Raw genomic sequence first — 17,089 nt, 5'->3', positions numbered from 1 at the left:
GGTGTCCAGTCCCCGGCCGCCGGTTCATGAACTCACGCCGCCCGTTCGCCATCGCTCTCGCTACGTCCGCGTTCTACGCGGGCATCTTCGTGACGAGCGCCCACGCCGAGATGCACTACGTGCGTGTGACGTTGGTGACCGGCCAGCAGCTCACGATCACGGTGGACATCCCGCCCGGAACGCCTGTCGACCAGCTGCAGATCCCCGGTCTGCCGGCCCCGATCGCCTCGATCGTGGACCTCGGGTCGACGGACAGCACCCCGACGCCGACCGCGACCGCCCCGCCGGTCGTGACCGTGGTGCCGACGGCGACCGCGACGCCCACCCCCGCGCCGAACCCGACGACGACGCCCGCGCCGAACTCGAGCAAGGGCGGCGGCAAGAAGGACTCGGACTACGACACCGGCAAGAAGGACAAGCCGGCGGACGACAAGCAGGAAGCGGACGAGCCCGCGGACCAGGACGCCAACAAGGGCACCGGCGAGGCGAACACGGAGTCGCTCGCGGGCAAGGTCGCGACGCCCACGCCGACCCCCACGCCCGTCCCGGACGACCAGGTGGACCCGCCGTCGCCGGACGACCCGTCGCTGTCGGTCGCCGAGCCCGGCGCCGCGAAGGCGGGCGTGCCGAACTTCTTCATCGACAAGTTCAAGATCCCGCCGTTCCTGCTGCCGATCTACCAGGCGGCCGGCACCGAGTACGGGATCCGCTGGGAAGTGCTCGCCGCGATCAACGAGATCGAGACGAACTACGGCCGCCTGAACGGCGTCACCTCCAGCGCCGGCGCCGAGGGCTGGATGCAGTTCATGCCCGCCACGTGGAAGGCGTACGGCGTGGACGGCAACAAGGACGGCCTCGCCGATCCGTACAACCCGGTCGACGCGATCTTCTCCGCCGCGCGCTACCTGAAGGCCGCGGGCGCCGACAAGGACCTCCGCGCCGCCGTGTGGGCCTACAACCACGCGGACTGGTACGTGGACTCCGTCCTCCTGCGCGCGCAGGTGATCGGCGGCATGCCGGAGAGCCTCGTCTCCTCGCTCACGGGCCTGACCGAGGGCCGCTTCCCGGTCGCGTCGAAGGCGACGTACGCCAACGAGGTCGACACCGAGAACCTCTCGAAGAAGACGGGCAAGAAGGCCGTCGTCGAGGGCAACGCGAACCGCACGGGCCTGTCGATCTATGCGGACGCCGGCGCCCCGGTCGTCGCGGTCAGCGACGTGCAGGTGACCAAGATCGGCGTCTCCGAGCGCCTCGGTCGGTTCATCCAGGTCCAGGACGCGTACGGCAACACGTACACGTACGGCCGCCTCGCCAAGGTCTCGCAGCGCTACGCCGCGCCCAAGCCGCAGAAGGTGGACCCGGCCGAGGTCAAGCGGATGCTCGCCGAAGCGCCCAAGGACAAGAAGCCGACGGTCGCCGCCTCCAGCACCGACCGTCCCGCGCCGAAGTCCAAGACGATCGAGGCCGACGCCTCGTCCGGCCTCGAGGCGGCCACGGACGCGATCGCTCCCGCCGCCGCGGCGCCCGTCAAGCAGCGCCTGTTCGCGAACCCGACGCGCGTGAACGCCTCCGTCGCCGGCGGCGCCCAGCAGGAGTTCCTGCGCACGGGCCGCGTCGACGGCGCGCTCACGCCCGCCGAGGCGCTCGGCCTCGGGCGCGACCAGATCGTCATCAAGAACCTCAAGGTCGGCTCGCAGGTGCCCGCCGGCACGGTGCTCGGCCGCATCGGCACCGCGTCCTCGAAGACGCACCCGCACGTGCGCTTCGAGATCCGCCCGGCCGGCAGCGGCGCCCCGCGCATCGACCCGAAGCCGATCCTCGACGGCTGGAAGCTGCTCGAGTCCACGGCGATCTACCGCGCGCAGGGTGAGAACCCGTTCGTCGCCACCGACTCCGCCGCGCCGACGGTCGGCCAGATCCTGCTGATGAGCAAGGACTCGCTGATCCAGCGCGTCCTGAACAACCCGAAGATCACGATCTACGGCTGCGGGCGCCAGGACATCCAGGCCGGCGCGATCGACCGCCGCGTGCTCGCGACCCTCGAGTTCCTCGTCGCCAACGGCTTCAACCCGACGATCTCGTCGCTGCAGTGCGGCCACTCCTACCTGACCGCCTCGGGGAACGTGTCCGAGCACTCGATCGGCAGCGCGATGGACATCGCCGCGATCAACGGCACGACGATCTCCCCGAGCACCCAGGGCAAGGGCTCGATCACCGAGCAGGTCATCCAGTCGCTCCTGACCCTCCAGGGCAACATGAAGCCGCACCAGATCATCTCCCTGATGAAGTTCGAGGGCGCGGACAACACCCTGGCCATGGGCGACCACGACGATCACATCCACGTCGGGTTCGCGGCCCAGCACGGCCCGAACTCCGAGGCGTCCAAGGAGCTCACGGCGGTCCTCAAGCCGGACCAGTGGGGCCGCCTGATCGAGCGCCTGGGCGAGATCGACAACCCGATCGTCCCGCTCAACCCGTCGAAGTCCGCCCTCAAAGTCGACCCGACCGGCACGGACTGATCGAGGAGCGCCGCTTCCGCTTCGTGCAGTGGGAGTGGCCCGGCCGCCTCGGGCCGCCACCCGGCCGCTACGTCGTCCGCCGCTACGCCGGTGACGACGCGCAGGCGGTCGTCGTCATCTCGGAAGGAACGGCGCCCCGCCGCGTGGGGCGCCGCGAACCACGCGACACCGTGCCCGTGACGCGGGTGACGGTGATCGACGCGGACCCGCTGTTCGACGACGCGACCGCTTCGGAGTGGCTCCGCTCCGCCGGCCTCCCGTCGTTCGGCCCCGAGACCCTCAACCGGCTGGTCCGCTCGTTCCGCGTCGCCTCCGCCGACCCGTACCTCGCCGACCTCGATCTGTCCCGCGCCTGGCGCACCCGCGTCGGCTACGGCAGCGGTGAGCAGGTCGCCGACGGCGAGTGGACCGAGGCGCGCGAGCTCGACGCGCCCACCCCGCGCCAGCGTGGCTCCAAGCGCTCCAAGCACCGCCCCACCGATCGCCTGGCGGCGCTGCTCTCGGGCCGCGACGCGATCCTCGCCTGCGAAGACCTGACCCTTCGGGCGCGCCAGGACCTGGACCTTGGTCGCGTCCGCGAGACGGCGCTCCAGCTGGAGGCGGCGCTCATCACGGCGCTCGCCGAGCTGGCCGGCTGGCGCGAGCAGGGAGACATGTCTCAGCGTCTAGTGGAGCTTGATGGTCTGCGCGAGACCGTCGCTCAGGCTGCAGCGTCCGCCCGCGAGGGGACGCTCGAGGCGACCGCGCTCGAAGGGCTCTCGGACGCGCTCGAACGGCTGGAGGCGGCGCTACGCGCTCGTGCGATCTACGCCGCCGAGGGCGGCTAGAACGGCATCGAGCTCGGCGACGACGTCACCTGAGAGCTTGACGGTCGCCTCGTCGTCGTAGGGCGTCGCGCCCATCGTGACGATCGCCAACCGGCCGCCGTTGCGGAGGGTGTCCGCGGGCAGGCCCGCCACCGGGTGGACTTCCAGGGACGAGCCGATCGCGAGCATCAGGCCCGCCGTCGACGCGAGGGCGGTGGCCTGGTTGATCGCGTCCTCCGGGAGGAACTCGCCGAACAGGACGACGTCGGGCTTCAGCGGCGCGCCGCAGTCGCACAAAGGGACGCCGTCGGCTTCCTCGTCCAGGCGGCGGCGCGTCTCCTCCAGGGAGAACGACTGGCCACAGCGCAGGCAGGAGGCGGTGCGGATCGACCCGTGCACCTCGACCGGGTCGGCCGTGCCGGCGCGGGCGTGCAGGCCGTCGATGTTCTGGGTGATGACGCCAGTGAGCAGGCCGCGGCGCTCCAGCTCCACCAAGGCGCGGTGGGCGCCGTTGGGCTGCTTGCCGTCGAGCGCGGCGAAGCGCTGGCCGTAGAAGGACCAGAAGCGCGCGGGGTCGCGACGCCAGACGGAGATGTGCGCGACCTCCATCGGGTCGACGTTCTCCCACAGGCCGGTCATCGGCGTGCGGAAGTCCGGGATGCCGGAGGGCACGGAGATGCCCGCGCCGGTCAGCGCCACCACCGGTCCGGAGGTGCCGATCAGCTCGGCCAGCCGCTCCGCCCCGGTCACCGCCCGCGCCACTCCGGCTTGCGCTTCTCGATGAAGGCGCCGATGCCCTCGCGCGCGTCGTCCGAAGTGAACGCCTCGACGAAGCCGTCGACCTCGGCCGCGAGGCCCGCGTCGAGGTCCGCGTGCGCGGACACGCGCTTGATCTGCGCGAGCGCGACCGGGGCCTGGCCGGCGGCCTTGCGGCCCCAGGCGAGCGCGGTGTCGAAGAGCTCGTGGTCGTCGACGACGCGGTTCACCAGACCGTGCTCGAACGCCGCCTCGGCGGAGATCGGCTCGCCGAGCAGGTTCAGCTCGAGCGCCTTGGCCGGGCCGACGAGCCGCGCCAGCCGCTGGGTGCCGCCGAAGCCCGGGATGATCCCCAGGTTGACCTCGGGCTGCCCGAAGGTGGCCGAGAACGCGGCGAGGCGGAAGTCGCAGGCCATCGCGATCTCGCAGCCGCCGCCGAACGCGAGCCCGTTCACCGCCGCGATCGTCACGACCGGCGAGCGCTCCCACTCACGCGCGAGTGCGTGGATCTCCTCCAGGTGCGCGCGGGCGCTGTCCGCGTCCCAGGTCGTGAACGCCTTGATGTCCGCGCCCGCGCAGAACAGGGCCGGGTTCGCGGACGCGAGCACCATCGCCCGTGCCCGGTCGCGCAGGTCGTTCCAGGCGCGGCGGAGCGCGGCGATCGTCGCCGGCGCCAGCGAGTTCGCGGGCGGGTTGGCGAGCCAGACGACCGCGACGTCGTCACGCCACTCGAGCTTGACGACCGCGTCCTCGTAGCCCTTCGCCGGCTGCGGGTACGGGTAGAAGCCCTGCCCGGAGACCAGGCCCAGCCGCCCCGCGGCGACGAGCCGGCGGAGCAGGACGGGAGGGTCGGGCAGCCGCGCGAGCACCTCGTCGAGCCCTTCCCGGTCGGCCGCCGCGAACGGGCCGGGCTTCACGTCCGCGCCGAGCGCGAGCGCCGTGTCGACCTCGCGCACGCCCGCGACACCCTCCTCGACCACCGCGCACGCCTCGACCAGCGGCTCGGCGGCCGCCGTCACCCGCGCGACGATCTGGCCGGGCGTGTCCGCGCACCGCACCGCGGTCTTGCGCAGCGTCTGCGCGAAGCTGAGCGCGGCCTGCACGGTCGCCTCGGACGTGTCGTCACCCTCGATGACCTCGACCAGGCGTTTGCCCGGGAACCAGTGGAAGCCGACGACCTTCTCCGGCCGCAACGTGACGCCGCTGACCTCGGTGATCGAGCACCCCGCGGTCGCGGACGCCAAGACCGCGCGGCCCGCCGTCCGCGCATCGAGCCACGCGAACGCCTCGTGCTTGGCGCCGAGGTCGTCCTCGCCCGCCTCGATCACGAAGTCGACGTCCCCGAGCCCGTCGTAGGACCCGGTCTCCACGTGCACGACCGGCACCCCGGCGGCCTCGATCGCGCCCGCGATCTCGTCCCCCAGCGCGCCCGTCCCGACCACCGCCGCCTTGAACACGAACATGGCTTCGACCCTAGCGATCCGCGTCGGCCGCCAACTCGTACGAGAACCGCTGCAGCGTTCGCGCGAGCGACTCACCGCACTTGCGCCGCCACCACCAGCGCTGCCCGGGCGGCATCTTCTCCTTCGGCTGCGCCTCGACCTCGACCGTGATCCGCGTGCGCGCGCCGTCGCTCTCGAAGCGCACGCGCTGCGTCGCGGTCGTCCGCTCGTCCTCGACGATCAGTGTCAGCCCGGAGCCCGCCTCCAGCCGCATGACCTTCTCGGACACGAGCGCCCGCCCGGTCACGTGCGAGGAGTACACGCGCCGCGCGCCCACCTCCGGCCACTCGCCCTCGAGCTTCTCCAAATGCGCAAAGCCGTCTATCCAGGACGCCCAGCGGGAACGATCGTGCCAGAGCTGCTCGGCCTCGATGCCCGACGACTCCACCACGATGACCGCGCGCACCACTTTCACGACCGCCGTTGTAGCGAACCTGCTCGTCTGGGCATGCGCCGCGCCGCCCGCCCGGGCCGAGCGAATCGCGCTCGAGAAGCGGATCACGCCGATCACAACCCACGCCGGCTACGCCGCCTGGAGCCACTTCGACGGCCGCGCGTTCAGGCTGGTGCTCTGGCACGCCGGCCGCAAGGAGACCTTGCCAACCGGTCCCGTCCAGCACCGTTCGATGCCGACCTCGGCCTCGACGCCCGCGGGCGGCTCGTCACCGGCTTGTGTTCGCACGCCAGGAGCGGCGCGGACAGCTGCCTCACCTGATCTCGGCGACGCTCCACCGGTACCGCGAGCAACGGCTCCCGCGCCCGCGGGGGTTCGCGCACACGCAGGTCGGTGAGGGCAACGTCGGTCCGCGCACGATCGACGCTGTCGGGGACCGCGCCATCGTCGGCTGGGCGTACCTCCCCGAGCCCGACGCCTGCGGCAACCGGTCGAGCGTCGTGTTCCCCAAGTCCGCAATCGCGCTCTACGACCTCAACCCACGCAAGCTGCACGTGCTCGACGAAGACTGCGACGCGCCACGCGGCGGCGCGGGTTTCCTGGGCCCGTCGATCGACGGGCGATTCGCCTACTACGGCTTCGACCCCGCCGACCAGCCGGACGCGAACCGGTCGATCCGTCGCGTGGAGCTCGAGAGCGGCGTCGTGGTCGACACATCACTCGGAGCCGGCTGGGTTCGGGCGACCCAGACGTCCGGCGGCTGGACGTGGACGGTCACCGACGCGCCACGCAATCGATTCGCGATCACACGAGTCGCCGCGCCGCCCTCATGACTTGACGCCGCGGCGCGCGAAGAACGCCAGGGCGAGCAGGATCCCGACGATGGACCCGGCGACCGGCGCGACCACGCCGACACCGCCACCGCTGTCCGCCGACACGCCGCGGCCCTCGGCGAACGTGCGCACGGCCTGCTCGGCGGCTGTGGCCATGTCGACCCCCGACTTCGAGACCGGCGCGAGCGTCCGCAGGCGCTTCTGGTCTGCGCCGGTCGGGAGCTCCTTCTCGCACGGGTCGAGGTAGCCCTCGGCCCGCTTGATCGGCACGCAGTGGTAGACGCCGTAGCCGCCGGGCATCACGACGATCACCCAGTCACGGTTGAAGTTCGCCAGCCCCTGGGCGAGGAACTTCGAGTAGTCCTGCGGGTGCCCGAAGAGCACGCCGACCGAGCCGAGGTCGAACTCGTTCTGCACCATCGCGACGCGCACGGGCAGGCCGTTGCGGGTGACCGCCTTGACCGTCTCGTTCAGACGCTCGCGACTCTCCTTCGGGACCTTGACGCTGTAGGGCCAGAACACGCGCGCGGAGGCGAGCACGTCGCTGGCGGGGTCACCGTCGGCGAACGCGACGCCGCCGGGCAAGCACAGGAGAACCGCGACCAACGCGGCGAGCCTTCTCACCCCAGCGAATCGGTGCGCAGCGAGCGGTCCCAGGTGAACTTCCCGTCCTTCACCTTCAGGATGACGCGGTTGTCGTAGAGCAGCGTGTGGTCGGGCGCGAACCGCACGACACCGAGGGCGTTCGAGAACTTCGGGTCGAGCTCGGTGAGCTTGGCCACCATCTTCGCGCTGTCCGTGCTCTTGGCCCGATTGGCGGCGTGGGCGAGCACCTGCACGGCGTCGTACGCCTGCTGCGCGTCGAAGCCGGGCTCGCGGTTGAACTTGGCCTTGAACGCGGCCCGGAACGTCTCCGCCGTCGGCGTGTTCTGGGGCGAGCCGGTGGCCATCACCGTCGCGCCCTCGCCCGCCGGGCCGGCCGCGGACAGAAACTCCGGCGCCTCGGACGCCGCCGTCGCGGTGAACTTGCCCTTGAAGCCGGCTTCGCGCAGGGCGGCCACGAGCTCGCCGCCTCCCTGAGCGCTGCCCGTCCACAGCACGAGGTCCGGCTTGGCGGCGATCGCGGCCTTGGCGATCGTCTTGACCTTCGGGCCCTTCGGCTCCACGGTCTGCAGCGAGACGAGCTTCGGCTGCCCCTCGAGCAGCCCGATCGCCTGCTTGGCGATCGACTTGGACTCGGCCGACTCGTCCTGCACGACCGCCAGCCGCTCGGTCTCCTCGTAGTTCATCCAGAACACCGAGGACAGCGCCTGCTGGTAGAGGGTGCCGTTCATCTGGAACGTGAACGGGGTCTTCTCGCTCACGATCCCGTCGGCCGTCGCCGAGGTGACCAGGAACGGCTTCTCGGTCGCGTCGACCGTCGAGACCTCGCGTTCGGCGACCTCGTCGCACACACCCCCGATCACGCCGATCGCGCCGCCCCCGTCGGTGACGAAGGTCTTGGCCGATTCGTACGCGATGTACGGCTCGCACGCGTCGTCGACGGGCTGCAGCTCGACCTTGTGCCCGAGCACGCCACCCTTGGCGTTGAGCTCCCCGGCGGCCAGCTTGGCGCCGTCGATGAGGTCCGCGCCGCGCGCCGACTGCGTGCCCGAGGTCGGGGCGAGCACCCCGATGGCCACGGCGCCCTTGAGTTGCGCCGCTTCCGGCTTGTCCTTCTTGTCGCCGCATCCTGCGACAACGACTGCCGCCATCAGCGCGAGCGCGATGGCGCTCCTACGCATGAACACTTCTCCTCTTGCTCCAAACGCGATGCGGGCCGCCCGTGAAGGCGGCCCGCATCAAAGGTACCTACGGGTTGCTCGTGGACAACGTGAACGTCAGCGTCTTGCTGTACGTCCCGGTCCGCAACGCGTCGGTGTTGCCGATCGCCTGCTTGAACGTGATGACCGGCTTGTCGTTCGAGACCGGGCCCGTGTACGTCTTCACGGTGCCCAGGCCCTGCAGGGGCTGCGGCAGGACGAACGCGCCGTTGACCAGGTGGCCGTTGGCGGTCGTGCTCGGGTCCGCGACGGCGAGCGTCGCGTCACCGGCCGTGGAGATCACGGTCGCGTCGGTGCTCGCCGTGTACTCCTTCGCGAGGCCCGGCGTGAACGCGCCGAACGCGGCCGGCGTGCCGAGCGCCAGCGACAGCGTCGCCGGGACCGTGCCGCCCGGGCCGTTTCCGACGGGCGTGGTCACGCTCGTCGTCTTGGCCGGCGTCTGCGAGTCGTCGCAGGCGTTCCAGCACACCTTCGGCTGGACGACGCCCTTGATCGGGTCCTTGTAGCGCAGGACGTCGATGCCGCGGGTGTAGTCGGCGACGTACAGGTAGCCGTTGTGCCAGTACACCGCGGACGCGTTGGTGGCCAGCTGGCCGGTCGCGGACGGGATGCGCAGGTACGCGGACTGCTTGATGTCCGTCGGGTCGGACACGTCGAGGATGCGCGTGCCCTGGGCGTAGAACCCGATCGCGACCATGTCGCCCTGCACCGTGAACCAGTGCGCCGAGCACGAGCCGTTGGGCAGGTCGCCCGGCTGGCCGAGCGGCGTGTAGTCGTCCAGCTTCTCGATGAAGTAGCGCTTGTTCGGGTCGGCCGCGTCGAGCGTCGGGTCCCACGCCTTGCCGGTGTAGGAGCCGGCGAGGTTGGCGATCACGAAGCGGCCGGGGCCGCCGCCGTCCGTCCGGGTGCAGGTGATCACGTTCTCCTGCGTGACGTACTGCAGGTCGCTCTTGTTGAGCGTGCGCCCGGAGGCGGTCGTGACGGTCGGCGAGGACGTGTCCGAAGCCGCCTGCGTGCGGTGGTAGGAGTTGTGCTCGAGCGAGACCTGCGCGTACTGCGCCGGGGTCTCGAGCGACGGCACCGAGCCACCCGCGTACGGGATCGGGTCGGTCGCGGTCGCCTGGCGCTCCACGCCCGTGGTCGGGTCGAGGTGCTTGCCGGACGTGTAGTAGCCGCGGACACCACCGAAGCCGGACGTCCACGCCAGGCCGTGCTGGTCGACGTCGACGGAGTGCGTGTAGGCCGTCTTGTTGTTGTTACGGCCCGCGTCGACCGGCTTGGCGTACGTGTACGGGTGGTTGATGTCACGCACGTCGGTCACGAACGCCGGGACGCCCGACCACTCCGGGTGGAGCACGCCGGCGACGTCCTGTGGCGTGCTGCCCACCTTGGAGCCGTTGTTGGCCGGGCCGACGCTCCAGATGTAGCGGCAGTCGTTGATGCAGGTCGCGGTGTGGCCGGCGGGCACCCAGTGGTAGGTGACGACCTTCGGCTTCCACGGGTCCTTGACATCGATGATGTAGAGGCCGGTGCGGCCGTTCGGGTGGCCGGCGCCCCACGAGCGCGGGTCCCGGGCCAGGTAGGCGAGCTTGCGGCGCGAGTCGACCGTCGGGTTCTCACCCTCGTAGAAGCCGCGCGTGTTGCTGGCCGGGTCGGTGAGGAGCGGGTCCTCGGGGCCGTGCGCGTCGGCCGGCTGGCGTAGGTCGTTGGAGTTCACGCCACCGACGAACAGCGGCTTCTCGGGATCCTTGAGCGACCAGATCGACAGGCCGCCCGTGCCGTCGCCGAGCATGAAGTCGTAGCCCAGGCCCTCGTAGTGCATGAACGTCGCGCCGGCGTAGTTGCCGTTCGCGTTGGTCGGCTTCTGCACCTGGTTCGGCAGGCCGCGGCTGTTCGAGACCCACTCGATGTTGTCCGACTTGACGGCACCCGCGGCGGGGTTGTGCACGTCCGCCGGATGCTTCGGGTCGATCGACCCCTCGGTCGCGACGCCACCGTTGACGCCCTCGAGCGACTTCTGCTCGGCGTTGGCGTCGGCGTCGGCCGTCGCGTACTTGGCCAAGGCCGCGGCGGCGGCGGCCCGCTTGTCGACGTTGTCCGGATCCGCGGCGGAAGCGGCGGCGGCCGCGTCGGACGCGGTCTTCAGATCGGCCGCGATCTCCTTGGCGCGCGCGACGGTCGCCGCCGTCGTCTTGGCCTGGGTGGCCGCGTCGTCGGCAGGCGTCGCGGGCGGTCCAGCCGCCAGCGCCGTCGAAGATCCCACCATCAGGACCGTTGCCGTCAGCAACGCCCCCAAGGCACTACGCATGTACATCCCCCTCCGTTTGACCCCGGGTGATTTGGACCGAGACTAACTGGGACCTAAAGGCCCGGTCAACGGAACCCGGCGTTGACAAGCATCAACGCCAGCGTCAACGCGAGGATCCCGAGGGCGAGCGCCAGCAGCGCGAAGAGCAGTTTCTTGGTCATCCGTCGGCGTGGTCGAGGACGGTCACGGTGAACGGCTCGGCGCCGGGCGGCTCCACGCGGACGGTCAGGCCCCAGCGGCCGGCCATCACGAGCGCGGACGTCTCGCGGCCGTACGTGCCGGGCGCGGTCTCGGTCAGCTCGTACTCCTGGCGGCCCATCTCCATGTCCAGCATGGCGAAGCTCTCGGTCACCGCCGCGCCGGTCACGGGCTTGCCGTCCTTGCGCACGGCGATGCTCACCTGGTTCTGCGTCGCGGCCCGGTTCGGAGTGAGGCCGAAGGTGATCTCGTAGCCGTCGCGCTCGACCGTCTTGTCGACCGGCCCGGGCCCGACCTCGGCGGCCGGCTTGCCGATCTCGGCGATCGCCTTGGCGGGTGGGGCGAGGCTCGTCACGATCGCGGCCGCGAACACGGCGCCGGCGATCAGCACGACCTCCCCGCCGACGAACCGCGGCGACTGCCGCTCCCCGGCCAGCAGCCGGGTCTTCGTGCGCAGCAGGTTCACGGCGGCCAGGACCACCGCGACCACGAGCAGCGCCATCTTCACCAGCAGCGCCTGCCCGTAGCCCGTCTCCCACAGCGAGGCGAGCGTCGGCAGATGCACGATCGACGCCCAGATGCCGGTCGCGACCAGCACGCCGACGGCGTACAGCGCGACGGCTGAGAAGCGCCGGACGGCGAGCGCGAGCTGTCGGCTGCGCCAGAGGATGAGGAGCCCGATCAGCCCGCCGATCCAGATCGACCCCGCGCCGAGGTGGACGGCGTCGAGCACGATCGCGAGCCCGCGCGGCTCGGCGGTGCCCGGGTGGCCGGACGTGCCGGGGATGAGCAGGACGCCGGCCGCGGCGAGCAGCGCGCCGGTCGTGGCGAGCAGGTCGGCGATCGTGCGCCGCGGGCGGGCGGGGTCGTCGAGCCAGATCGCAATCCCGGCGGCGGCCACGAACAGCGCAAAGCACAGCTCGAGCCGGATGAAGCCCTTGCCGAACTCGGTCCCGTCGAGCAGCGGCAGCACTTCGCCCAGGTCGAAGGCGCTGCGCAAGGAGAACTGCGCCGTCGACATCACGAGGTAGACGGGCGCGACCACGAGTGCGACCGCGCTCGCCACGCCGAACGCCTTCGTGACGTTGCGCAGATCCCCGGCCGGCCGGGCGGTCAGGAGGCGCAACACGAACAGGCCGATCGCGGCCATCGCGGCGAGCAGGACGATCCAGCGCGCCGTGACCAGCCCGGGCGTCGCGGCGGTCTCCGAGATCGAGGGGATCTTGAACTCCGGCGACGGGCCCGGGTTCGGGCCGACCGCGAACGTGAACGCGCCGCGGATCGGGTGCCCGTCCGTGGAGACGACGCGCCAGTACACGAGGTACCAGCCCTCCCCGACCTCCTTGATCGGGACGACGAGCGTGTTGCCCTCGGCGGTCGGACGCCCGTCACGGAGCTGGTTGCCGGGCGCGTCGGTGACCGACACGGACGCGAAGCGCGCCTCGACGGGCTCCGAGAACTCGAGCGTGACGGTCCTCGGCGGCGTGTTGACGACGCCGCTGGACCCGGGGGTGCTCCGGATCAGCGTGGCGTGGCCGAACGCCGCCGCGGGGAGGGCGAGCAGGACGACGAGCGCGATGAGCGCCGCGCGCCTCACGCCAGGTCGCGGTTCCCAGCCTGCAGCAGGAGTGCGATCGCGCCGGCGACGAGCGCGGCGGTGGCGATCACGAACGCGATGATCGCGAGCGAGCCGCTGCCGCCGCCGATCTGCGCCTTCGCCTCGACCCGCGCGGCGGGCGTCTCGGAGCTCGGCTCGCCCGTCCAGCTCACGACCGTCCCGTCCGAGTAGGTCTGGCGGACGCGGAAGTCGTAGGCGGAGGCTTCGGTGGCGTAGCCGACGAACTGGATCACCGCGGCCTCGCCCGACGGCGTCGCGCCGCCGGTGAACGTCGCCTTGCGGATCACGACGTCCTCGCCGCTGCCCGACTGGTCCGCCGTCCGCTTCCAACCCTGCGCGGGCACGAACGCCTCGATCGCGAAGCCCTCCGGCGGCGTGAGCTCGATCTGGGTCGTCGTCACGCCGTCCTTCTCGGTCGGCACGGCGAGCGTGAACAGCTGGCTGACGCCCTGCTCGACGAGCGGCGGGCTGAGGCTGGGGTGCGCGAACGCGCTCGCGCAGATCACGAGCGCGGCGAGGACCGCCAGCGGCGGCACGAGCCACCTGGGCATGGTCTAGTACCTCACTTGACGGTGAGCGTGAACGGGGCGGTCAACAGCTTGCCGTTCGCGCGGACCTGGATGAACAGACGCCACGTGCCGGCGACCGGCAGCAGCACGCCGACCGAGAGCCTGCCGGGCGCGCCCGTCTGGCCCGTGACCTGCGCGCCGCCGAGCGTGCTCGTGCAGCCGGGTGTCCCGGGCGCGCACACGTGCGTATGGAAGTAGTCCAGCGACTGCTCGCGGAAGAAGATCGCGTGGGCGAGCGCGCCGTAGTACGGCGTGAACTCGGCCGGGCGGCCCTTGGGATCGGTGACCGTGACGTCGATCAGCGAGGCGTTGAGCGCCTCCAGGTCGGGCGCGCTCTCCATCCGGACCGTGAAGCCGTCGACCTTCTGCTCGGCCTTGAACGCGGGGAGCGGCTCGTCCTGTGCCTTCTCGCCGACGTCGAGCCAGCGGAAGAGCTGGAAGTTCTTCAGCGCGCCGGACGGCTTCGGGTAGGCGTCGACGACCATGCGATAGCGGCCCGTGTCCTTGAACGTGACCTTGTCGTCGATCGTGCCGTCGGGGGCGATCGGCGGATGGCGGTGGATGATCTCCGACAGGTCGCTGCGCACGTACATGACGTGGACGCCGGTGTGCGGCCCGTCGCCGGTGGCGTACCCGGTGAGCGGCTTGCCCGACGGCTGCCGGACGTTGAACGAGACCTCGGTCTTGTCGCCCTCGCCGATCGCGCCGGCCGGCTCCAGGTCGGCGATCGCGAACGTCTTGGCCGGCGGCGGCGCGGGCAGCTCACCCGCGGGGGCACCGCCCTCGCCACTGCCGCCGCAGCCCGCGACGACGACCATCGCGCCAGCGACCAGCACCGCGGCGAGCCGCTGTGACCTCCACCCCATCGCGGCAAGATTAGCCCCGTGCCCGTTCGCCGGTCCATGGCAATCCGTCCAGTGCTGGCCGCCGTGGTGCTGCTCGTGGGCTGTGGAGGAACGCCACGTGAGCAGTGGCGCGACCCGCCCGGGGGCGTCCCGACCGCCCAGGGCGTGTTCCCGGTCCCGATCGGCGCGGGCCCGCGCTTCTCACCGCCCGCCGGCCCGACCTCCGAGCCGTGCACGGCCGGCCCGGTCCAGGGCCGCTTTCGCGCGCACGTCGAGCTGTTCGCCCGTCGTCAGGCGGTGCTGATCCCGGCCGGCATCGGCCTGAAGGCACCGCGCCGCGACGAGAACAACCGGATCGTCGCCGCCGACTGCCGCGCCCGCGTGCGCACGCTCGAGCCGACGGGCGTCGTCGAGTTCGACGAGCGCGGGCTCACGGTCGCCGACCTGTTCGCCGTCTGGGGTCAGCGCCTCGGCGATCACCGGCTGCTCTCGTTCACCGGCACGGTCCAGGCCTTCGTCGCCGGCGAGCGCGTCGAGCAGGATCCCGCCACGCTCCCGCTCACCGACGAAGCGCAGATCGTGATCGAGATCGGCGGGTACGTGGAGCCGCACGCGTCCTTCGCGTTTCCCCCTCGCCCGTAAGGTGCCTTGCCATGTGCTTCCCGTTCGACGCGATCGTCCCCGACCTCCCGCCCGGCTTTCAGGTCATCGGCGGCGGCGCCGCCGGTGAGCGCCTCACGCTCACCTCCACCGACGGCACCGAGTTCTCGGCCTACCTCGCCCGTGCCGAGGGCCCGACCGGCGTCGTGATCCTCCCCGACGTGCGCGGCCTGTTCCGCTTCTACGAAGAGCTGGCGGAGCGCTTCGCCGCCGCCGGGCACCCCGCGATCGCATTCGACTACTTCGGCCGCACGGCGGGTCTCGGCCCGCGCGACGAGGCCTTCGAGTGGCGGCCGCACATCGAGCAGTCCACGCCGGAGCACGTCGCGCAGGACGTCGCGGCGGCGATCGAGGCGCTGGACGCCGAGCGCGTCGTCACGGTCGGCTTCTGCTTCGGCGGCTCGATGTCGTTCCACCAGGCCGCGGAAGGCCACGCCGGGCTCGCCGGCGCGGTCGGCTTCTACGGCGGCCTCAGCCGCCGCGGCGTGATCGAGCGCGCCCCGGACGCCAAGGTGCCCGTGCTCGGGCTGTTCGCCGGCGACGACGAGAGCATCCCGCAGCACGAGATCGACGCGTTCGACGCGGCGCTGCCGGTGGAGCACGAGATCCACGTCTACCCGGGCGCGCCGCACTCCTTCTTCGACCGGCGCGCGGAGCAGTACGCGAGCGAGTCCCAGGACGCGTGGGAACGCATCCTGGGATTCATCTCGAAGCTGGAAGCCGCTTAGGCGGCGACTTCGACGCGGCGCGGGAGCAGCGTCTCGCGGGCGATGACGAGGCGCTGGATCTGCGACGTGCCTTCGTACAGCTGCATGATCTTCGCGTCGCGCATGAGCTTCTCGACCGGGTAGTCCTTGATGAAGCCGTAGCCGCCGTAGACCTGCACGGCGTCCGTGGTGACCTCCATCGCGGAGTCGGCCGCGTAGCGCTTGGCGTGCGAGGACTCGAGCGTGTTGCGCTTGCCCTGGTCGAGCAGGACGGCGGAGTGCCAGGCGGCGAGGCGGCTCAGGTGCACCTTGGTCGCCATGTCGGCGATCATGAACTGGATCCCCTGGTGCATGGCGATCGGGACGCCGAACTGCACGCGCTCCTTGGAGTAGTTCGTCGCGAACTCGAAGGCCGCGCGCGAGATGCCGGTGGCCATCGCCGCCACGCCGGGGCGCGTGCGGTCCAGGGTCATCATCGCCAGCTTGAAGCCCTTGTTCTCTTCACCGATGAGGTGATCGAGCGGGATCTCGGTGTTGTTGAAGGTGATGGTCGCGGTGTTGGAGGCCCGCTGGCCCATCTTGTCTTCCTTCTTGTCCACCGTGACCGTGTCGTCCTTGGGCACGATGAAGCAGGAGATGCCGCGGTGGCCCTGCTCCTTGTCCGTCTTGGCGTAGACGGTGAAGAACGACGCGTGGCTGCCGTTGGTGATGAAGCACTTGGAGCCGTTGATGACCCACTTGTCGCCCTTGCGGGTCGCCGTGGTGCGCATGCCGGACACGTCCGAGCCGGCGTCGGGCTCCGTGAGGCAGAAGGAGGCGAAGACGGGCTCCTCGGTGAGCCAGCCGAAGTACTTGCGCTTGAGCTCCTCGGAGCCGCCGATCGCCAGCGGCGCGGTGGCGAGGCCGTTCGCGCCGATCGAGGTCGCGATGCCCGAGCAGCCCCAGCAGAGCTCCTCCTCGATCAGGCAGCCCTCGAGATAAGAGACGCCCGGGCCGCCGTACTGCTCCTCGACGTGGGCGTTCATGAGCCCGAGCTCCCACGCCTTCTCGAGGATCTCCTGCGGCCAGGTGCCCTCTTTGTCGAACTCCCAGGCGACGGGCCGGATCTCCTTCTCCGCGAAGTCGTGCGCCATCTCGCGCAGGGCGATCTGCTCGTCGGTCAGCGTGAAATCGACCATTCGCTCTCCTTGCCAAATCTCCAGATTGACTGGTCAGTCAACAGGGGTTAAGAGTACCCGGTCTGGAGACGAACGGCACAATTGACCTTCGTGCAGGATCTGCTCCCGATCGTGGTCGTGGCCGTGGCGGCACTCGCCGGGGTGGTCGCCGTGGCGCTGGCGTTCGGCGCACGCGGGACCTACGACCAGATCGGCCGCTCGGACATCACCTTCGACCATGAGGCGCCACGCTCGACGAACGACCTACGCGCCGAAGTTCGGGCTTTCGTGGAGGCGGCCAACGCCCGCCGCATCGCTCGCGGCGAGCCGCCGCTCGACGTGGAAGCCGAGGTCGAGCGGCGTCTGACGCGCCAGGATGGGTAGCCTCCCGGCC

The 17,089-nt window shown here is 71.1% G+C and carries 16 protein-coding genes; 6 read left to right on the top strand and 10 right to left on the bottom strand.

All coding sequences use genetic code 11. The features are described from left to right. Nucleotides 1–26 precede the first annotated feature (26 nt). Complete coding sequence (locus OJ997_RS20005) at nucleotides 27–2,519, top strand: lytic murein transglycosylase (RefSeq protein ID WP_270026985.1); 2,493 nt, start codon at nucleotides 27–29, stop codon at nucleotides 2,517–2,519. 23 nt (nucleotides 2,520–2,542) lie between these two features. Beyond that, nucleotides 2,543–3,346: a hypothetical protein gene (locus tag OJ997_RS20000; RefSeq protein WP_270026984.1), complete on the top strand. Its 804-nt coding sequence runs from the start codon at nucleotides 2,543–2,545 to the stop codon at nucleotides 3,344–3,346. Here OJ997_RS20000 and OJ997_RS19995 read toward each other — a convergent pair. The 3 genes from OJ997_RS19995 to OJ997_RS19985 are packed head-to-tail and all read right to left on the bottom strand — an operon-like array spanning nucleotide 3,308 to nucleotide 5,998. Next, entirely contained in the window at nucleotides 3,308–4,087 is a 780-nt protein-coding gene (locus tag OJ997_RS19995; RefSeq protein ID WP_270026983.1) for an SIR2 family NAD-dependent protein deacylase, read from the bottom strand. The two genes, OJ997_RS20000 and OJ997_RS19995, sit on opposite strands and share 39 nt — an antisense overlap. Continuing rightward, nucleotides 4,072–5,544 carry a 3-hydroxyacyl-CoA dehydrogenase/enoyl-CoA hydratase family protein gene (locus OJ997_RS19990; RefSeq protein ID WP_270026982.1) on the bottom strand — a complete coding sequence of 491 codons (1,473 nt, stop codon included), beginning with the start codon at nucleotides 5,542–5,544 and terminating at the stop codon, nucleotides 4,072–4,074. The genes OJ997_RS19995 and OJ997_RS19990 overlap by 16 nt, the downstream gene beginning before the upstream one ends. 10 nt (nucleotides 5,545–5,554) lie before the next feature. Then, nucleotides 5,555–5,998 carry an SRPBCC family protein gene (locus OJ997_RS19985; RefSeq protein ID WP_270026981.1) on the bottom strand — a complete coding sequence of 148 codons (444 nt, stop codon included), beginning with the start codon at nucleotides 5,996–5,998 and terminating at the stop codon, nucleotides 5,555–5,557. A gap of 257 nt (nucleotides 5,999–6,255) precedes the next feature. Between OJ997_RS19985 and OJ997_RS19980 the strand changes: the two genes are divergently transcribed. Further along, nucleotides 6,256–6,810: a hypothetical protein gene (locus OJ997_RS19980; RefSeq protein ID WP_270026980.1), complete on the top strand. Its 555-nt coding sequence runs from the start codon at nucleotides 6,256–6,258 to the stop codon at nucleotides 6,808–6,810. Here the strand turns inward: OJ997_RS19980 and OJ997_RS19975 are convergent. The 6 genes from OJ997_RS19975 to OJ997_RS19950 all read right to left on the bottom strand — a co-directional run bounded on the left by OJ997_RS19975 (nucleotide 6,805) and on the right by OJ997_RS19950 (nucleotide 14,192). Then, nucleotides 6,805–7,416 carry a hypothetical protein gene (locus OJ997_RS19975; protein WP_270026979.1) on the bottom strand — a complete coding sequence of 204 codons (612 nt, stop codon included), beginning with the start codon at nucleotides 7,414–7,416 and terminating at the stop codon, nucleotides 6,805–6,807. The two genes, OJ997_RS19980 and OJ997_RS19975, sit on opposite strands and share 6 nt — an antisense overlap. A gap of 14 nt (nucleotides 7,417–7,430) precedes the next feature. Further along, nucleotides 7,431–8,594, bottom strand: a complete 1,164-nt coding sequence (locus tag OJ997_RS19970) for a branched-chain amino acid ABC transporter substrate-binding protein (RefSeq protein WP_270026978.1) — start codon at nucleotides 8,592–8,594, stop codon at nucleotides 7,431–7,433. Nucleotides 8,595–8,661: 67 nt separating this feature from the next. Then, a complete protein-coding gene (locus OJ997_RS19965; RefSeq protein WP_270026977.1) occupies nucleotides 8,662–10,941 on the bottom strand; it encodes an LVIVD repeat-containing protein in 2,280 nt (759 codons plus the stop codon). A 157-nt stretch (nucleotides 10,942–11,098) separates the two neighbouring features. After that, nucleotides 11,099–12,736 (bottom strand): copper resistance CopC/CopD family protein, encoded by a 1,638-nt coding sequence (locus tag OJ997_RS19960; protein ID WP_270026976.1) that lies wholly within the window; start codon nucleotides 12,734–12,736, stop codon nucleotides 11,099–11,101. Continuing rightward, entirely contained in the window at nucleotides 12,733–13,308 is a 576-nt protein-coding gene (locus OJ997_RS19955; protein WP_270026975.1) for a DUF1775 domain-containing protein, read from the bottom strand. Before OJ997_RS19955 ends, OJ997_RS19960 begins: the two co-directional genes overlap by 4 nt. 11 nt (nucleotides 13,309–13,319) lie before the next feature. Next, the gene (locus OJ997_RS19950) at nucleotides 13,320–14,192 is read right to left on the bottom strand and encodes a DUF8832 domain-containing protein (protein ID WP_270026974.1); all 873 of its coding nucleotides are present in this window, start codon (nucleotides 14,190–14,192) and stop codon (nucleotides 13,320–13,322) included. A 36-nt stretch (nucleotides 14,193–14,228) separates the two neighbouring features. Here OJ997_RS19950 and OJ997_RS19945 point away from each other — a divergent pair, with 36 nt between their 5' ends. Both OJ997_RS19945 and OJ997_RS19940 read left to right on the top strand, forming a co-directional pair. Then, nucleotides 14,229–14,813, top strand: a complete 585-nt coding sequence (locus tag OJ997_RS19945) for a hypothetical protein (RefSeq protein ID WP_270026973.1) — start codon at nucleotides 14,229–14,231, stop codon at nucleotides 14,811–14,813. An 11-nt stretch (nucleotides 14,814–14,824) separates the two neighbouring features. Beyond that, nucleotides 14,825–15,559, top strand: coding sequence for a dienelactone hydrolase family protein (locus OJ997_RS19940; RefSeq protein ID WP_270026972.1), 735 nt, complete (start codon nucleotides 14,825–14,827; stop codon nucleotides 15,557–15,559). Here the strand turns inward: OJ997_RS19940 and OJ997_RS19935 are convergent. Continuing rightward, nucleotides 15,556–16,716, bottom strand: a complete 1,161-nt coding sequence (locus tag OJ997_RS19935; protein WP_270026970.1) for an acyl-CoA dehydrogenase family protein — start codon at nucleotides 16,714–16,716, stop codon at nucleotides 15,556–15,558. The two genes, OJ997_RS19940 and OJ997_RS19935, sit on opposite strands and share 4 nt — an antisense overlap. Nucleotides 16,717–16,806: 90 nt before the next feature. On the opposite strand from OJ997_RS19935, the gene OJ997_RS19930 reads away from it, so the two are divergent. After that, nucleotides 16,807–17,079, top strand: a complete 273-nt coding sequence (locus OJ997_RS19930) for a hypothetical protein (protein ID WP_270026969.1) — start codon at nucleotides 16,807–16,809, stop codon at nucleotides 17,077–17,079. Nucleotides 17,080–17,089: the final 10 nt, after the last annotated feature.

The organism is Solirubrobacter phytolaccae, assembly GCF_027587195.1.
GTDB classification, from domain to species: Bacteria; Actinomycetota; Thermoleophilia; order Solirubrobacterales; family Solirubrobacteraceae; genus Solirubrobacter; species Solirubrobacter phytolaccae.
Note: the sequence above shows the minus strand (reverse complement) of the source record. Positions and strands in the feature narration are given on the sequence as shown.

Bases quoted from the DNA above. Each gene is read 5' to 3' on its own strand.
- OJ997_RS20005 (WP_270026985.1), top strand. From the start codon at position 27: ATGAACTCACGCCGCCCGTTCGCCATCGCTCTCGCTACGTCCGCGTTC.
- OJ997_RS19990 (WP_270026982.1), bottom strand. From the start codon at position 5,544: ATGTTCGTGTTCAAGGCGGCGGTGGTCGGGACGGGCGCGCTGGGGGAC.
- OJ997_RS19970 (WP_270026978.1), bottom strand. From the start codon at position 8,594: ATGCGTAGGAGCGCCATCGCGCTCGCGCTGATGGCGGCAGTCGTTGTC.
- OJ997_RS19965 (WP_270026977.1), bottom strand. From the start codon at position 10,941: ATGCGTAGTGCCTTGGGGGCGTTGCTGACGGCAACGGTCCTGATGGTG.
- OJ997_RS19955 (WP_270026975.1), bottom strand. From the start codon at position 13,308: ATGCCCAGGTGGCTCGTGCCGCCGCTGGCGGTCCTCGCCGCGCTCGTG.
- OJ997_RS19950 (WP_270026974.1), bottom strand. From the start codon at position 14,192: ATGGGGTGGAGGTCACAGCGGCTCGCCGCGGTGCTGGTCGCTGGCGCG.
- OJ997_RS19945 (WP_270026973.1), top strand. From the start codon at position 14,229: ATGGCAATCCGTCCAGTGCTGGCCGCCGTGGTGCTGCTCGTGGGCTGT.
- OJ997_RS19940 (WP_270026972.1), top strand. From the start codon at position 14,825: ATGTGCTTCCCGTTCGACGCGATCGTCCCCGACCTCCCGCCCGGCTTT.
- OJ997_RS19935 (WP_270026970.1), bottom strand. From the start codon at position 16,716: ATGGTCGATTTCACGCTGACCGACGAGCAGATCGCCCTGCGCGAGATG.